This window comes from Holzapfeliella sp. JNUCC 72, assembly GCF_053668685.1.
On the sequence record NZ_CM132220.1, the window covers coordinates 874700 to 889494 of the forward strand.

Annotated in this window: 21 protein-coding genes, 1 other RNA gene and 1 other annotated feature; of the genes, 1 reads left to right on the top strand and 21 read right to left on the bottom strand. The window is 35.6% G+C overall.

All coding sequences use genetic code 11. From position 1 onward, the window contains the following. Window positions 1–13: 13 nt before the first annotated feature. On the bottom strand, window positions 14–562 hold the full coding sequence (locus JNUCC72_RS04255) for a folate family ECF transporter S component (protein ID WP_454143231.1): 549 nt from the start codon (window positions 560–562) through the stop codon (window positions 14–16). 137 nt (window positions 563–699) lie between these two features. On the opposite strand from JNUCC72_RS04255, the gene JNUCC72_RS04260 reads away from it, so the two are divergent. Then, window positions 700–1677 carry an asparaginase gene (locus JNUCC72_RS04260; RefSeq protein WP_454143233.1) on the top strand — a complete coding sequence of 326 codons (978 nt, stop codon included), beginning with the start codon at window positions 700–702 and terminating at the stop codon, window positions 1675–1677. Window positions 1678–1713: 36 nt separating this feature from the next. On the opposite strand, the gene JNUCC72_RS04265 is transcribed toward JNUCC72_RS04260, so the two are convergent. The 20 genes from JNUCC72_RS04265 to JNUCC72_RS04360 form a co-directional block, all read right to left on the bottom strand. Next, window positions 1714–2442 carry an acyl-[acyl-carrier-protein] thioesterase gene (locus JNUCC72_RS04265; protein ID WP_454143235.1) on the bottom strand — a complete coding sequence of 243 codons (729 nt, stop codon included), beginning with the start codon at window positions 2440–2442 and terminating at the stop codon, window positions 1714–1716. A gap of 15 nt (window positions 2443–2457) precedes the next feature. Continuing rightward, window positions 2458–3318, bottom strand: coding sequence for a 16S rRNA (cytidine(1402)-2'-O)-methyltransferase (gene rsmI / locus JNUCC72_RS04270; protein ID WP_454143237.1), 861 nt, complete (start codon window positions 3316–3318; stop codon window positions 2458–2460). Between the two features lie 3 nt (window positions 3319–3321). Beyond that, window positions 3322–3663, bottom strand: coding sequence for an initiation control protein YabA (locus tag JNUCC72_RS04275; protein ID WP_339969054.1), 342 nt, complete (start codon window positions 3661–3663; stop codon window positions 3322–3324). Window positions 3664–3665: 2 nt separating this feature from the next. After that, the gene (locus JNUCC72_RS04280; RefSeq protein ID WP_454143239.1) at window positions 3666–4592 is read right to left on the bottom strand and encodes a DNA polymerase III delta subunit-related protein; all 927 of its coding nucleotides are present in this window, start codon (window positions 4590–4592) and stop codon (window positions 3666–3668) included. Between the two features lie 14 nt (window positions 4593–4606). Continuing rightward, the gene (locus JNUCC72_RS04285; RefSeq protein ID WP_454143241.1) at window positions 4607–4936 is read right to left on the bottom strand and encodes a cyclic-di-AMP receptor; all 330 of its coding nucleotides are present in this window, start codon (window positions 4934–4936) and stop codon (window positions 4607–4609) included. 24 nt (window positions 4937–4960) lie between these two features. Next, window positions 4961–5593: a dTMP kinase gene (gene tmk / locus JNUCC72_RS04290; protein ID WP_454143243.1), complete on the bottom strand. Its 633-nt coding sequence runs from the start codon at window positions 5591–5593 to the stop codon at window positions 4961–4963. A gap of 152 nt (window positions 5594–5745) precedes the next feature. Beyond that, window positions 5746–6342, bottom strand: a complete 597-nt coding sequence (recR, locus tag JNUCC72_RS04295) for a recombination mediator RecR (protein ID WP_454143245.1) — start codon at window positions 6340–6342, stop codon at window positions 5746–5748. Between the two features lie 17 nt (window positions 6343–6359). Next, entirely contained in the window at window positions 6360–6665 is a 306-nt protein-coding gene (locus JNUCC72_RS04300; protein ID WP_454143247.1) for a YbaB/EbfC family nucleoid-associated protein, read from the bottom strand. 15 nt (window positions 6666–6680) lie between these two features. Then, window positions 6681–8369, bottom strand: a complete 1689-nt coding sequence (gene dnaX, locus JNUCC72_RS04305; protein WP_454143249.1) for a DNA polymerase III subunit gamma/tau — start codon at window positions 8367–8369, stop codon at window positions 6681–6683. A gap of 60 nt (window positions 8370–8429) precedes the next feature. Beyond that, window positions 8430–8513: signal recognition particle sRNA small type (ffs, locus tag JNUCC72_RS04310), an RNA gene on the bottom strand. 16 nt (window positions 8514–8529) lie between these two features. Next, window positions 8530–9039, bottom strand: coding sequence for a nucleoside deaminase (locus tag JNUCC72_RS04315; protein WP_454143251.1), 510 nt, complete (start codon window positions 9037–9039; stop codon window positions 8530–8532). Further along, complete coding sequence (locus JNUCC72_RS04320; protein WP_454143253.1) at window positions 9040–9648, bottom strand: class I SAM-dependent methyltransferase; 609 nt, start codon at window positions 9646–9648, stop codon at window positions 9040–9042. Window positions 9649–9740: 92 nt separating this feature from the next. After that, entirely contained in the window at window positions 9741–10109 is a 369-nt protein-coding gene (rplL, locus tag JNUCC72_RS04325) for a 50S ribosomal protein L7/L12 (protein WP_454143255.1), read from the bottom strand. Between the two features lie 48 nt (window positions 10110–10157). Next, window positions 10158–10667 carry a 50S ribosomal protein L10 gene (gene rplJ, locus JNUCC72_RS04330; protein ID WP_454143257.1) on the bottom strand — a complete coding sequence of 170 codons (510 nt, stop codon included), beginning with the start codon at window positions 10665–10667 and terminating at the stop codon, window positions 10158–10160. Window positions 10668–10710: 43 nt separating this feature from the next. Next, window positions 10711–10837, bottom strand: a sequence feature (ribosomal protein L10 leader region). A 36-nt stretch (window positions 10838–10873) separates the two neighbouring features. Beyond that, window positions 10874–11560 carry a 50S ribosomal protein L1 gene (gene rplA, locus JNUCC72_RS04335; protein ID WP_454143259.1) on the bottom strand — a complete coding sequence of 229 codons (687 nt, stop codon included), beginning with the start codon at window positions 11558–11560 and terminating at the stop codon, window positions 10874–10876. 91 nt (window positions 11561–11651) lie between these two features. Continuing rightward, the gene (gene rplK / locus JNUCC72_RS04340) at window positions 11652–12077 is read right to left on the bottom strand and encodes a 50S ribosomal protein L11 (RefSeq protein WP_056974494.1); all 426 of its coding nucleotides are present in this window, start codon (window positions 12075–12077) and stop codon (window positions 11652–11654) included. Between the two features lie 126 nt (window positions 12078–12203). After that, window positions 12204–12743 (bottom strand): transcription termination/antitermination protein NusG, encoded by a 540-nt coding sequence (gene nusG / locus JNUCC72_RS04345; RefSeq protein WP_454143261.1) that lies wholly within the window; start codon window positions 12741–12743, stop codon window positions 12204–12206. A 104-nt stretch (window positions 12744–12847) separates the two neighbouring features. Then, entirely contained in the window at window positions 12848–13018 is a 171-nt protein-coding gene (secE, locus tag JNUCC72_RS04350; RefSeq protein ID WP_339970244.1) for a preprotein translocase subunit SecE, read from the bottom strand. Window positions 13019–13023: 5 nt separating this feature from the next. Continuing rightward, a complete protein-coding gene (gene rpmG, locus JNUCC72_RS04355; RefSeq protein ID WP_339969026.1) occupies window positions 13024–13173 on the bottom strand; it encodes a 50S ribosomal protein L33 in 150 nt (49 codons plus the stop codon). Window positions 13174–13270: 97 nt separating this feature from the next. Further along, window positions 13271–14668, bottom strand: coding sequence for an amino acid permease (locus JNUCC72_RS04360; RefSeq protein ID WP_454143264.1), 1398 nt, complete (start codon window positions 14666–14668; stop codon window positions 13271–13273). Between the last annotated feature and the right edge of the window lie 127 nt (window positions 14669–14795).

The following is a 14795-nucleotide window of genomic DNA, read 5'->3' on the forward strand; positions in this document are numbered from 1 at the left end:
CGCTTCGCTTTCTTTACTTAGAGTATCTATTTAATATTGATTCTATTTTAACACGGTCTAACGCAATTGTTATTAATGCTAAAATCAACATTTGTATCCAAGGTAAAATTAATTGCTTAGGTAATCTAATACCCAATAAGTGTGCAAAATTGCCATTGGTCATATGCGTAATCCATAAAGTATTCATAATCACATAAACAATTACGGTTACTAATAATACACTAACAATAATTCGCCAGATTTTTCGCCAATCGTCACTAAGCGTTTGTCTGTATAAAAAGATTCCATAGATAACCCCTGTTGCAACAGCCGATAATGTAAATCCAGGATAAAAACCACCTAATACACCTAGAATTATTGAATTCAAAATATCAGCTAATCCGGCACCTATACCAGCCCATACTGGACCAAAAAATCTGCCCATTAAAGCTGTTCCAATAAATCCTAATCCAACTTGAGTGATTGGTGTCCCAAAAGATATTTTTTGTAACACAACACTAATTGCAACCATTAACGCAAAAATTACGACAAAGTTGATATTGCTCAGACTTCTGTTCTTCATTAAGCTAGTTCTCCCTTAGATATCCAATGTTTAAGAATTTATTAACAAGTTAATTTTAGCATATTAGCAATTGACTTACATTATTGATAAAATATAGGAAACATGGTATTAGGAACGGATATAAAGGGGTCTTATAAATGAAAAAAATTCTAGTTCTTCACACTGGTGGTACAATTTCAATGTCTGAAAATGAAGCCGGTGAGGTGATTCAAAACGAAGAAAATCCATTGTTAAAATTAACACATCATTTCGATTTTGAAATTGATTTGGTTGTTGAAGATATCTTTAATTTACCTTCACCACATATTGCACCTGAACACATGTTGCAATTGAAAAAGCGCATTCAAAAAGGATTTGATGAAGAAAATATTGATGGCGTTGTCATTACTCATGGTACTGACACACTTGAAGAAACAGCGTACTTTTTAGACTTAACATTGCCTAATAATCTTCCTGTTGTCTTAACTGGTGCAATGCGTTCATCAAATGAAATCGGCAGCGATGGTCTGCACAACTTCCAAAGTGCAATTTTAACAGCTGCTAGTGATAACGCAAAAAATAAAGGCGTTTTAATTGTGATGAACGATGAAGTTCATACTGCACGCTATGTTACCAAAACACATACAACAAATGTCGCAACATTCAGAACACCGACATTTGGTCCAATTGGCTTAATCAGCAAAAATCGCGTACACTTCTTCCAAGAATTAATCGCACAAACAACAGCTGAGGTTAACGACCTAACAGAAGAAGTTTTTTTAGTTAAAGCATACGCTGGCATGAGTCCACTTCAATTTGAATTATTAGATCATCCAAAAACAAAAGGTGTGGTCATTGAAGCATTAGGTGCTGGAAACTTGCCACCTCAAACACTTCCCGCAATCCAAAAATTACTTGATAAACAAATCCCTATTGTTTTAGTATCACGTTGTTTTAACGGTATTGCCGAAGACGTTTACCATTACGTTGGTGGTGGTGTTGAATTAAAAGAGATGGGTGTTATTTTCTGTCGAGGTCTTAACGGACAAAAAGCCCGCATCAAGCTTTTAGTTGGGCTAAGTGCAGAAATGCACGGCCATAAACTAGCAGAATTTGTTAATAATGCCACTTCATAAAAAAATAACTTGTCGAATTTTCGACAAGTTATTTTTTTACCATTGAATAATACATTCAGCAGCAGTTAAATCTCCATTTGAAATTTTATGATAACTTTTATTGGTTTCATTATCAAAATACACATGACTTTTTGGGCTGTCATGGTACAAAATTTCGTGTTCATATTTAATGTCTAAAGATTTCACTTGGTGAGATTTAATAAAGGATAAAGGCAAGCTTGAAATCATCCAATCAAAGTAATGTGAATTGCTAACGTGCTCATTTTCATCAATATTAAAATACTCGGCAAAGTATGACTTATCAACTGCTAGTTGATCTTTTGGTAATTTAATACGTGGAAATTTTTGTGGACGACGAATTTCTTTAGCACCGGTTTTTAACATAATATCTGGATCTGAAGAAACCATTTTGCGTGTTTGTAAGTCTAACATAATCCAAACACTATTAATCTCTAGCAACTCTTCATGATTGTCGTCGTATAACCAATAACTGCGGTAGCAAAAGTATCGATTATATTCCATTGCAGCTGTTTTGATATAGATAGTTTGACCTGTTTCAGGCATTTTATTAATTGACATGTGATATTGCGTTACAACCCAACCTAAGTGTCTATCGATTAGCTCCTGTGATGAGACCCCAATTTCTTCTAGGTGTTCACCAGATGCAGCTATCACTAAGTTGAGTAATGAAGATAACGTTAAGTGACTCGTAACATCGACTTCATAAAATTGTATTTGATGTTTTTTTTCGTAATAACGTGGCATCAGTTACTCCTTTATTTATTTTCGGTGGTATAAATCATATAATTCATTCTTTGAAATGTTGTATTGTTTAGCAACTTCTTTGATAGCATCTTTTTTAGAAACACCAGCCGTTACTTTTTGATCAACGTAAGATACTAGGTCATCTGAAGATACTTCTTCTTCAATGGTATCTTGCATCCCTTCAATCAGTAAAACATACTCTCCACGAGGATCATTATCAGTATAGTGTGCTATGATTTCACCGATTGTTCCTCTTAAATATTGCTCATGAATTTTGGTTAATTCGCGGGCCAAAACAATACGACGACTCTCGCCTAAAACTTCAGCTAGATTAGCTAGCGTCTTTTTCAAACGATGAGGCGCCTCATAAAAAATTGTGGTATGTGTTATTGCCTTGATTTCTTCCAATTTTTCAAGCTGTTGTGTTTTCTTTCTGGGTAGAAAACCAACATAAGTAAACGGTTGAACATCCAATCCTGAAGCCACCAATGCTGTCAAAAACGCTGCAGGTCCTGGGATTGAAATAACAGCCAAGTCTTTTTCAATAGCTGCTTTAGCTAATAGTTCTCCCGGATCACTAATTGCTGGTGTCCCTGCATCACTGACTTGCGCAATCGTTTGTCCCGATTCTAGTCGTTCTAGAATATCAGGAATCTTTTCTTGTGTATTGTGCTCATGAAAACTAATCATTGGTTTTTTGATATCTAAATTTTTAAGTAGTTGACCTGTGTGACGCGTATCTTCTGCTGCAATATAATCAACTTGATTCAAAATTTCTTTAGCTCTGATTGTAATATCAGATAAATTTCCAATAGGTGTTGGCACTAAGTATAATTTTCCTGTTTGTGACTTTTCAAAACTATTTTGGTTATTCATAACTTATCCTTGCTTTTGTTGTCTTTGATGAAACAGTAAATCTAAACAAAACATGCAGTCTTCTTGTTCTTGGCGATGAGAGCCATAGTACATGTTACAAACGTGATAACCTGAATTATAAATTTCTTCTAGATTCTTCAAAGCATTCATCTTTGGTGCGGCTTTAACAGGCTCTTCATGATTTTCAATCTGATTGATTTTATCGCGTAGTAACTGGTTTTCGACTTTTAGTTCTGTGTTTTCCTTTAAAGTATCCAAAATAGATTCATTTAATGACTCCATTGAACTTGTCATCAGTTGCATTTTCTTAAGTAGTTCATCAAATTGTTGATATGGTTCTGTCATACTTAGGCCCTCCCCTGATATGGTGCAAAAATTGTCTGAATAAATAAATAATCGACTAAACTATCAAAATTAACATTGAACTGTCGACGACGTGACACCTCAATTAAAGCAGAAATCAGTGATAATGCACTAACTTCTTGTTGTTTTTCTAGTTTTTCTGTAGCAAGAATCATCAGACTTTTAAAGAAGACTTCTTGCATTGATGGTGTTGTAACCATTGGCTTAATGATAGTCTGAAATTTAATATAAGCTGATTGATTCCTAACTATGATTTGTGCCAGTAAATCCTTAACCTCGTGGAAAAAGTTTTCTAGCTCATTGAATTCTGCTAATTGTTCAAATTCAATCCCCGCATTTTGTAAAGCCAATAATAACGCCTTGTCACTGGCTTGCACAAGTGACAATCGATCAGCCCAATCAGATTGGGCTACTTGCTGATCAAATTCAATAATTTGCAAACGCGATAAGATTGTTGGTAACAATTGTTTACGGTTTGGTGCAATCATAACAATAACAACATCTGAAGCAGGTTCTTCCAAAATATTGAGTAGCGCATTTTCAGCTGGTTGTGTTAATTTTTGAGCACGATCTATAATGAATAATCGTTGCTCTCCTTCAATAGGTGTTTTAGATAATTCTGATTTTAATTCACGAACTTCATCCACTCCGATTGTCTGTTTGTCACTTTGAATCAAAAAGACATCTGGATGATTGTAATTTAAAACACGTTGACATTGTGAGCATTTTTTACAGGGCTTATCTGTTGCTTCACAAAACATATAAGCAGCTAAGAAAAGCGCTGTTTTTGATGCTTGATCATGCTGGATTGCCTCAAATAAATACGCATGACTCAGTGTTTGCTTATCAACAGCCTGTGCTAATTGATTGGCAATTTGATGATTATAATTATCTAACATTAATTGTGACATACTTTCAATCCTTATTAGTATTGATGGAACTGTTCAATCGGTGTCACCATTACCGTGGCTCCGCCAACCTCAACTTCAATAGGTTGTAGCATTGACTCTTCACCCATTACTTCTAAGCTAACCGAAGGTGAAACCATTTGTTTTCGGCGTTTAGCTGCATTTTTTATTAGGCCTAGTACGTATTCAACTTGATTATCTTCAACCGCCATCATAAAAGTAATATTTTGAGCTTTCAAAAAGCCCCCTTTTGACACTAACTTAGTTGTTGAAACATGATTTTGTGCTAACACGTTTTCCAACTCATGTGCATCTTTATCTTGTATAATTGCTGTCACTAATTTCATTTTGATATCCTCCTTGAACAGATTTTAAAAAAGTTCAGGAAATCTGTCTTTCATCGCTTTAATTGTATCATCAACCACAGATTCTTTGGGTTGGTTGGCGTCAATTTTTACGATTCGATTTGGATAGCGATTATAAAGTTCTTGATAAGTCTCATAAACACGTTGGTGAAACGATTCTTTTTCTTGTTCTAGACGATCTTTTTCTCGATTTTGGTCAATACGACTCAACCCAATTTGAGGGTTAACATCAAAATATAATGTTAAATCTGGCATAACATTTTCAGTAGCAAACTGATTCATTTCGGCTACATTTTCAATTCCCAGACCACGTCCGCCACCTTGATAAGCTAAAGAACTATCTAAGTAACGGTCACTGATTACCGTTTTATCAGCTTCTAGTGCAGGTAAGACAGTTTCAACTAAATGTTGTCTTCTTGAAGCCGCATAAAGTAAGGCCTCTGTGCGATCATCCATCTCTGAATAATCAGGATTTAAAATAATTTCGCGAATAGCTTCTGCTATCGTAGAACCTCCTGGTTCTCTTGTTAACACTAAATTGTCTTGTGTTTGTTGGTTAAAAAGTTTGATTAATTGTTTTAATGCTGTACTTTTGCCAGAACCATCTGGTCCTTCTAAAGTAATAAATCGTCCAGTCATTTATGAACACTCCCTTAGTACAAAATTCTACTTGAATTTCGTACTTTTAGCAAAGGGACTTTACTATCATTTTCTGTAAATAACTCTTTGAAAGGCTAATATATCGGCCTTAATTTAGTGCAAAATAAAAAAGCTACTCTTAATGAGTAGCTTTACACTTCTTGTCGTCCTGTCATGGCACGTTTTAAAGTTAAATCATCTGCATATTCAATGTCTGACCCCACAGCAAGACCACTAGCAAGTCGCGAAACTTTAATACCTGAAGGTTTAATCAGTTTACTCAAGTACATTGCTGTTGCTTCTCCTTCAGAAGAAGAATTCAAAGCCAAAATAACTTCTTTCACCGAATGATCTTGTAGTCGTTTAATTAATGATTTGATATTTAAATCATCAACCGAAACACCGTCCATTGGCGAAAGCACACCGTTTAAGACATGATATAACCCAAAATACTCGCCCATATTTTCAAATGACAAAATATCTTTTGGTTGTTCAACAACCAAAATTGTACTGCGGTCCACGCGTTCATCTCGACAAATTTCACAAGGGTCTTCTTGCGTGATATTGCCACAAATAGAACAGTAATGAAGCTCTGTTTTAACCTCAACTAAACTTTTCGAAAAATCTTGAATATCTTCTGTTTCCATATTCAACGTAAAAAAAGCTAACCGAGTAGCTGTCTTTTGACCGACACCCGGTAGCTTCATATAACTTTCGATTAATTTAGCGATTGGCAAAGGATATTGCATATCATCGCCTAACTTTCTTACATTAATCCTTTAGTATATTTACCTAATTTTTGTTCTGTTTCTTGATTGATTTGTGTAATAGCTTGGTTAACAGCATCAATAATTAAATCTTGTGCCATATCTGGATCTTCTGGATCCATCACTTCTGGGTTAATTTGTAAATCAACCATTGTCTTGTCACCTTTAAAAGTTGCTGTAACGTAATCGTTTGCTGATTTACCCACAAATTCTTGCTCATTTAAAGCATCTTGTGTTTTTTTAACCTCTTTTTGCATTTTTTGCATTTGTTTCATCATGCCGGCCATATTTCTGCCACCCATCATAAGCGATACATCTCCTTAATCTTTTATTGATATAAATTCTGAACCAAAAAGTTCTTTTGCTTTTGACACAACGTCACTTTCAGGTTTCTCTTCTTGTATTTTATCATCTTGTTGTGAATTTGACGATTTAATTTCATCTTTATGATTTTTAAGAAAGTCTTGTCTTAGTACGGGCCATTCTGCTGCTGGAACTAAGATAATTTGACGTGATTCTTTTAGCTCTAATTCCAAGTAACGATTCAAATCATCCAACAGTTCTTGATCGTCTAAAACTTTTTCAAACCAAATATCGTATTCAAACGCAATAACGACCTGTTTTGGACTTGCTGCTACTGGCTTTGAGACTTCCATCATAGCACGCTTAGAGGGTGCAAGTGCTTTTAATACATCTTCCCAAACGCCCACTACCTGCTTTAAATCACCTCTAGTAGCTGTTCTTAATACATCATAAACTTGTTGTTGATAATTATGACGGCGTTTTTTCTCAACAGACGGTTTTGGTGTTTTAACTGTTGCTTGCACAGTTGGTTGTTGCTGAACAGGTTTTGACTTTAAGTCTTCAATCTGTTTGAGGGCTTGGTTCAGTTTTTGGTTTAACGTTGCTAATTCCTCTTGAATATGATTATCAACTGCACCAGTTGTAGGTAAATAATTAATAGACTTTACAATAAAAACATCTAATAGTGTTTTTTGCTGTGTACTATATTTTAAATTATTAAGCCCTTCGTTTGCATATTCAATCATTGCAAGCAGTTGTTCTTGTGAACTATCTTGTACCAACTTTGTAAGTTCTGTTTCTTTTTCAGTCTCTTTTTGAGCAAGCAATAAGCTAGTCAAGACATCAATCGCTTCAGTTAAAATGTTTTTCACTGTAATGCCTTTAGCTTGCAAATCAACGGTTTGTTGTAAACTTGTCGTCAAGTCCTTAGTTAACACGCTTGTTAGAATAGTTTGAATGGCTCTAGTATTGGCATATCCCGTAGTTTCTTCAACCTCTTTAACTGTTACTTGACTACCAGAATTAAAAGAAATAATTTGATCTAAAATACTTAATGCATCACGCATTCCACCATCAGAAACTTTTGCAATCATTGCAACTGCTTCAGCTTCATAGCCAATTTGCATATCATCTAAAACTTCGATTAAATGATTAGCAATCGTTTTAACTTGTAAATTTTTAAAAATAAATTTTTGTGTTCTTGAAATAATTGTTGCTGGAACTTTTTGAAGTTCAGTAGTCGCCAAAATAAAAATAACATGTTCAGGTGGTTCTTCAAGCGTTTTCAATAGTGCATTAAATGCGCCCATTGAAAGCATATGAACCTCATCAATGATATACACTTTATATTGACCTTGTGAGGGTGCATATTTAACTTTATCACGAATATCTCGAATCTCATCCACACCATTATTTGATGCAGCGTCAATCTCAAGTAAATCATTTAAGCTACCATTATCTGAAGCTATACAGTTTTCACATTGGTTACAAGGTTCCCCATCTTTTAAATTCGTACAGTTGACGGCTTTCGCTAAAATTTTAGCGCAACTTGTTTTCCCTGTCCCACGTGGGCCAGAAAATAAGTAAGCATGACTCACTTTATCAGCCATCAACGCATTTTTTAAAGTTTGGGTAATGACTTCTTGTCCAATAACATCTTTAAATTGACGTGGACGCCATGTTCGATATAAGGCTTGATAACTCATAATTCCCCTCTTTACGTAAAAAACTCATAGCCGATACGACTATGAGTTCGTTATATTCTCATTAAAAGGCACATGCTATCACAAACTTAGTGCTGCTTTCTTCCGAACCTGACACGATTCATAAGGACAACATTGCCTAAGGCCCTACGGCCATTATCTATCATAACGTATCTGTGTTATTTTTTCTACCCTTTTTCAGAAGTTTTTGACGTTTTCTGATATCTTGAAAAAAGGATTTTAAAATTTGTTTACCCTGGTCTAAATACAAGCCACCATAAGCTTTTGGATGATGATTGAGCTTTTCAACAGCAAACAAATCAAGTACTGATCCACAAGCCCCTGCTTTAGGATCAAAAGCTGAATAGTAAACCGTGTCAATTCGACTATTGATGATCGCACCAGCACACATCGGACATGGCTCTAGCGTTACAAACAACTGACAATCTTCTAAACGCCAGCTGTTCAAGTTTTCACAAGCCATTCTGATTGCTGTTGTTTCAGCATGTAAGGTGGCATCTTGCTTTTCTTCGCGCTCATTGTGTCCCAGACCTATGATTTGTCCTTCTTTCACAACTACAGCACCAATAGGTACTTCATCTTTTAGACGTGCTTTTTTAGCCTCGTCAAATGCGACTTGCATGAATCGTTGCTTATCTTCTTTTGAAATCATCTAAGCTTCCTTCACCGATTGTAAAATGTAGTACCCTTTGTCTTTAGCTACTACCTTCACATTCCCAAAAGTTTCTTGCATCAATTTCTTAGCAGAAGGTGCGCCTTGTTTCTTTTGTAAAACTGCCCATAATTGACCACCTTCAATCAAATGATTAAAAGCATCTTTTAACATTGTTGAAACAATTGTTTTGCCCGCACGAATAGGTGGATTTGTCGCAATTCCCGCAAATTTTCCGTTAACATTATCGTAGCAACTGGATTCATAAATTTTGATATTGTCAATTTGATTAGTTTTGGCATTTTCGCTAGCCAGTTGTAAACTACGCTCATTAACATCAACCATATGAACTAAATGATCTGGAAAAATTTTGGCTAAATAAAGACCCATTGGTCCATATCCAGTTCCCAAATCTAATAAATTTCCTGCTACAAATTCAGCTGAATTTGTAATTGCTTTAAGTAAAGCGAGTGACCCATAATCAATTCTGTTTTTTGAAAACACACCATTATCCGTTTTGAATTTAAGATGTGTTTTATCTATATCAAGGGAAACTTCTTGATAATGGTGATCTGATGTTGGCGCTTGTGTAAAATATTGTTCTTCCATTTATTTGCCTCAATTACTCTTTTTCTTAATTTTATAGTGAACAAAAAAAAGATGCAATCATTATGATTGCATCTTTTTTAAGAAATGAACAATTATTTAAGAGTAATTGTTGCGCCAACTTCTTCAAGTTTAGCTTTCATGTCTTCAGCAGCATCTTTGTCAGCAGCTTCTTTAACTACTGAAGGTGCGCCATCTACAAGACCTTTAGCATCTTTCAAGCCAAGACCTGTGATTTCACGAACTGCTTTAATAACTTTAACTTTTTCGCCACCAACTTCAGTTAGTTCAACGTCAAATTCTGATTTTTCTGCAGCAGCATCGCCACCAGCAGCACCAGCAGCAGCAACAGGAGCAGCAGCTGTAACGCCAAATTCTTCTTCGATTGCTTTAACTAGGTCGTTTAATTCAAGAACGCTAGCTTCTTTAATTTGGTCAATGATTTTTTGTGTATCTAAAGCCATTTTATTTCCTCCGAATGAATAATAATTAGTTTAATTATTGTTATTTAATTAAGCGGCTGAACCGTCATCATCTTTTGATTCTGCAACGTTTTTAACCGCATAAGCAAAGTTGCGAACAGGTGCTTGAAGCACTGATAACAACATTGATAATAGACCATCGTGGCCTGGTAATTGTGAAATTTCTTGAATTTGTTCAAGAGATGCAACAGTACCTTCGATAATACCACCTTTGATTTCAAGAGGTTCGATATCTTTAGCGTACTTAGCAATGATACGTGCAGGTGCTACAGCATCATCGTTAGAGAATGCTACAGCAGTAGGACCTGTGAAAGTTTCATCAAGACCTTCGTAACCTGCTTTATCAGCTGCACGACGTAAAATTGTGTTTTTAACAACTTTCATTTCTACGCCATTTTCACGTAATTCGCGACGCATGTTTGTAACTTGGTCAACGTTTAGACCTAAGTAGTCGATGATAACAACAGAAGTTGCATCGTTGAATTTTTCAACAATTTCATCTACAAGTTGCGCTTTTTTAGCAATAGCTGCTTCACTCATTTATTTCACCTCACTATGTTCCATTTTATATTATGATTTTTGTCTACCAAATTATAAAGACTCCATACCAAAAAAGTATGGAGTCTAAACTCGCATCATTTTCTGGCCTCAGCGGGAAATTAAGATAGATTAACTATCACCCGAGTCTTAGGTAGAAATCATAATTACAGTATAGCCTAGTTCATTGATTGATGTCAATCAATTAATTAAGCGTTTGGGTTCAAGTGAACACCTGGTGTAAATGTTGAAGTTACAGAAACGCTAGTTACGTATTGTCCTTTAGCAGATGCTGGACGAGCACGTAAAATAACATCGTTTAGAGCGTTAAAGTTTTCAACAAGTTTTTCATCTGAGAATGAAACTTTACCGATTGGTGCGTGGATTAAACCAGCTTTATCAACACGGTATGTTACTTGTCCAGCTTTAACGTTTTTAACTGCAGTTTCAACATCCATTGTAACTGTACCAGTTTTAGGGTTAGGCATTAAACCTTTAGGTCCAAGTACACGACCTAATGGTCCAACTTTGGCCATCATTTGAGGTGTGGCAACCACAACGTCAAAATCTAACCATCCGTCTTGAATGCGTTCTACTAAGTCGTCAGAACCTACAACGTCTGCACCTGCAGCTTCTGCGGCTTTAGCTTGTTCACCTTCAGCGAATACAATAACACGTTGAGTTTTACCTGTTCCGTTTGGAAGAACAAGTGCTCCACGAATTTGTTGATCAGCTTGTCTTGGATCAACGTTTAAGTTGTATGCAACTTCAACAGTTGCGTCAAATTTTGCGTAATCCATTTCTTTTGTTAAAGAAATAGCTTCTTCGATTGAGTATTGTTTGCTTGAATCAACTTTTTTCAAAGCTTCAATATATTTTTTTCCATGCTTTGGCATGTGTTTTCCTCCTTGCAAATGTGGTCATCGGATTTATAATCCTCCCACTTGATTTGTTAACTTTCATTAACAATCCGACGCTGTCATGAAATTAGTCTTTTACAACAAATCCCATACTTCTAGCAGTACCTTCAACCATGCGCATAGCTGCTTCTACATCAGCAGCGTTTAGGTCTTGCATTTTTGTTTCAGCGATTTCTCTAACTTGATCTTTTGTAACTTCAGCGACTTTGTTTTTGTTTGGTTCGCCTGAACCTTTAGCTACTCCGGCTGCTTTAGTTAATAAAACAGCTGCTGGAGGAGTTTTTGTAACAAAATCGAATGAACGATCTTCATAAACTGTAATAACAACAGGAATAATCATTCCTTGTTGGTCAGCAGTTCTTGCGTTGAAATCTTTTGTGAAACCAACAATGTTGATCCCAGCTTGTCCTAGAGCAGGTCCAACTGGGGGAGCAGGAGTTGCTTGTCCTGCAGGAATTTGTAATTTAACAATGTTTGCGACTTTTTTTGCCACGTGACATACCTCCTCAAGTCCGTGTGTGGTTATAGTGGGGATGTATATTTCCCCTCCCACATATACTAAACATACTTGACTAACATAACACTAAAAAGTGAGTTTTGCAAGTCTATTTTTATTTTATTAGAATTTTTCTACTTGATTAAAGTCAAGTTCAGTATCTGTTTCTCTACCAAACATTTCTACTTCAACATGCAATTTGAATTTTTCGCGGTCAACTTCAACAATTTTACCAGCCATGCCTTCAAAAGCACCTTCTTTGATAGAAACCGTTTCGCCAACTTCAAAATCTTCTTCACTATAGCGAGTTGTTGCACCCATATGCTGTAGGATATGATCAATTTCTTCGTCTAGTAACGGAGCGGGTTTACTTCCGGCACCATGACTACCAACAAATCCTGTAACACCAGGAGTATTTCGAACAACAAACCATGATTGATCTGTCATGACCATTTCAACTAAGACATATCCAGGGAAAGTTTTTTCCATTTCAACTTTTCCACTGTCTTCTTTATCGTAACTTTTTTCTTCAGGTACTGCGACTCTGAAAATATGATTTTCCATACCCATAGTTTGAGCACGAGATTCTAAGTTTGTTTTGACTTTGTTTTCATATCCTGAATAGGTATGCAAGACATACCACTTTTTCTCATGTGATTCCATAGTGACTTTACTCCTTAATTTTTTGCAAAATAAAAAATCCCCATACAGCATGGAGATTTATCGGCGACTTGAGTATATCAAATATTTAAGATTTTGACAATCAATTAAAAGATTGAAGTCATTAGTGAGCTGAATGCCCAGTCTAACAATCCTAAATAAACAGCAAACATAATTGTTGTTGAGATAACAACCCATGTATCATGGCGGTTTTCTTTAAGTGTAGGCCATGAGACTAGTTTCATTTCAGCAAAAACACTTTTTAAAAATTTCATAATAACTCCTATCTCGTTTCTTTGTGTAAAGTATGTTTTCCACAATGTTTACAAAACTTTTTAACTTCTAAACGTTCTGTACGGTTTTTATTTTCAGACACTGTATAATTACGTGATCCGCAATTAACACAGGCCAAAGCTACTTTTCTTAATGGCATAGTTCTCTCCTTAATAAGTCAATATAACAATAGCAAAAACTTTTTTTAAAGTCAAAACAAAGTCATATTACCAAACAAAAAAACTAAACGAAATCGTTTAGTCTTTTTGAACTTTACTATTATGACGACCATATGTGAAGTAAATAATTAGTCCTAAGACGAACCAAATACCAAACACTTGCCATGTTAAGGCTTTAAGTTGTGACATCAAGAATAGACATGCTAAAAATGAAACAACTGGTAGCACTGGATAAAATGGTGCTTTAAATGGGTGGTCTAATTGGTCATATTGTTTTGAGTTACGTAAGAAAATAATTCCAATTGAAACTGTCGCAAAAGCAAATAAAGTTCCAATGTTTACTAACTCAGTAATTTTGTCTAGTGGAATAAATGTTGCAAAAATAGCTGCAACAACTGTAAAGATAACTGTATTAATTACTGGTACGTGTGTTTTAGGATTAACCTTTGATAATGATTTTGGTAGTAAGCCATCACGACTAATTGCAAAAATCAAACGAGTTCCACCATATGCCATTACAAGCAAAACAGTTGTCATCCCTGCAACCGCACCTAGGGAAACAATTCCTGATACCCAGTTTTGGTTAATCAATTGTAGTGCAAACGCAACAGGATCCCCAACGTTTAGTTGTGTGTAGTGAACCACACCAACTAAAACGATTGCAACTGCTGCATACAATGCTGAAGCTACAACTAGACTTGAAATAATCCCAATCGGCATATCTCTTTTTGGGTTTTTAACTTCTTCAGCAGCTGTTGAAACCGCGTCAAAACCGATATAAGCATAAAATGCAATCGCTGCTCCAGATAGCACACCTGAGAAACCAAATGGCATTGCTGGAGAGTAGTTTTCTGGTTTTACATAAAATACAGCAACTGCTACAAACAGTACAATAACTGCAATTTTAATGAACACCATAATTTCGTTAATTTTAGTTGATTCTCTCAAACCTAAGCTAAGTAAAAATCCAATAACTAAAATAACAAGACCCGCAACTAGGTTTCCACCACCATGGCCATTTTCATAAGCTTGTGTCAAAAAGCCTGGCAAGTGAATTGAAAAACCACTCAATAAATTTTGGAAATACGATGACCAACTAACCGCCACCGACGAAACCGCGAATAAATATTCAGATATTAAGGACCATCCGATAATCCAAGCTACAATTTCACCAAAAACAACATAAACATAAGTATAAGCACTACCTGCAAGCGGAATAGTTGAAGCAAACTCTGAATAACATAAAGCTGCTAAAGCACAAACCACGGCGGCAATAATAAAAGATAAATAAGCACTTGGTCCAGCATGAAGCGCTGCAATAATACCAGGTGTAATAAAAATACCAGCACCAACAACAGCTCCTACCCCCATGGATGTTAATCCTAGAGCGCCTAATGTCTTTTCTAATTTACTATGTTTAACTTGATTCAAATCAACTGTTCGCTTCTTGAACAGTCCCTGAACAAAATTACTCATGTACTCACCGTCTTTCTTTTGTCGAAAATTAGATATAGATTAAATTTTATCTTATTTTTAACAACCTGACAAGAAAAACCTGACACAAAAAAAGAACCGCTAGTTAATAGCGATTCTTTTTGGATGA

Coding starts and splice junctions, on each gene's coding strand:
- JNUCC72_RS04255 (WP_454143231.1), bottom strand. CDS start 562: ATGAAGAACAGAAGTCTGAGCAATATCAACTTTGTCGTAATTTTTGCG.
- JNUCC72_RS04260 (WP_454143233.1), top strand. CDS start 700: ATGAAAAAAATTCTAGTTCTTCACACTGGTGGTACAATTTCAATGTCT.
- JNUCC72_RS04265 (WP_454143235.1), bottom strand. CDS start 2,442: ATGCCACGTTATTACGAAAAAAAACATCAAATACAATTTTATGAAGTC.
- rsmI (WP_454143237.1), bottom strand. CDS start 3,318: ATGAATAACCAAAATAGTTTTGAAAAGTCACAAACAGGAAAATTATAC.
- JNUCC72_RS04275 (WP_339969054.1), bottom strand. CDS start 3,663: ATGACAGAACCATATCAACAATTTGATGAACTACTTAAGAAAATGCAA.
- JNUCC72_RS04280 (WP_454143239.1), bottom strand. CDS start 4,592: ATGTCACAATTAATGTTAGATAATTATAATCATCAAATTGCCAATCAA.
- JNUCC72_RS04285 (WP_454143241.1), bottom strand. CDS start 4,936: ATGAAATTAGTGACAGCAATTATACAAGATAAAGATGCACATGAGTTG.
- tmk (WP_454143243.1), bottom strand. CDS start 5,593: ATGACTGGACGATTTATTACTTTAGAAGGACCAGATGGTTCTGGCAAA.
- recR (WP_454143245.1), bottom strand. CDS start 6,342: ATGCAATATCCTTTGCCAATCGCTAAATTAATCGAAAGTTATATGAAG.
- JNUCC72_RS04300 (WP_454143247.1), bottom strand. CDS start 6,665: ATGATGGGTGGCAGAAATATGGCCGGCATGATGAAACAAATGCAAAAA.
- dnaX (WP_454143249.1), bottom strand. CDS start 8,369: ATGAGTTATCAAGCCTTATATCGAACATGGCGTCCACGTCAATTTAAA.
- JNUCC72_RS04315 (WP_454143251.1), bottom strand. CDS start 9,039: ATGATTTCAAAAGAAGATAAGCAACGATTCATGCAAGTCGCATTTGAC.
- JNUCC72_RS04320 (WP_454143253.1), bottom strand. CDS start 9,648: ATGGAAGAACAATATTTTACACAAGCGCCAACATCAGATCACCATTAT.
- rplL (WP_454143255.1), bottom strand. CDS start 10,109: ATGGCTTTAGATACACAAAAAATCATTGACCAAATTAAAGAAGCTAGC.
- rplJ (WP_454143257.1), bottom strand. CDS start 10,667: ATGAGTGAAGCAGCTATTGCTAAAAAAGCGCAACTTGTAGATGAAATT.
- rplA (WP_454143259.1), bottom strand. CDS start 11,560: ATGCCAAAGCATGGAAAAAAATATATTGAAGCTTTGAAAAAAGTTGAT.
- nusG (WP_454143261.1), bottom strand. CDS start 12,743: ATGGAATCACATGAGAAAAAGTGGTATGTCTTGCATACCTATTCAGGA.
- rpmG (WP_339969026.1), bottom strand. CDS start 13,173: ATGCCATTAAGAAAAGTAGCTTTGGCCTGTGTTAATTGCGGATCACGT.
- JNUCC72_RS04360 (WP_454143264.1), bottom strand. CDS start 14,668: ATGAGTAATTTTGTTCAGGGACTGTTCAAGAAGCGAACAGTTGATTTG.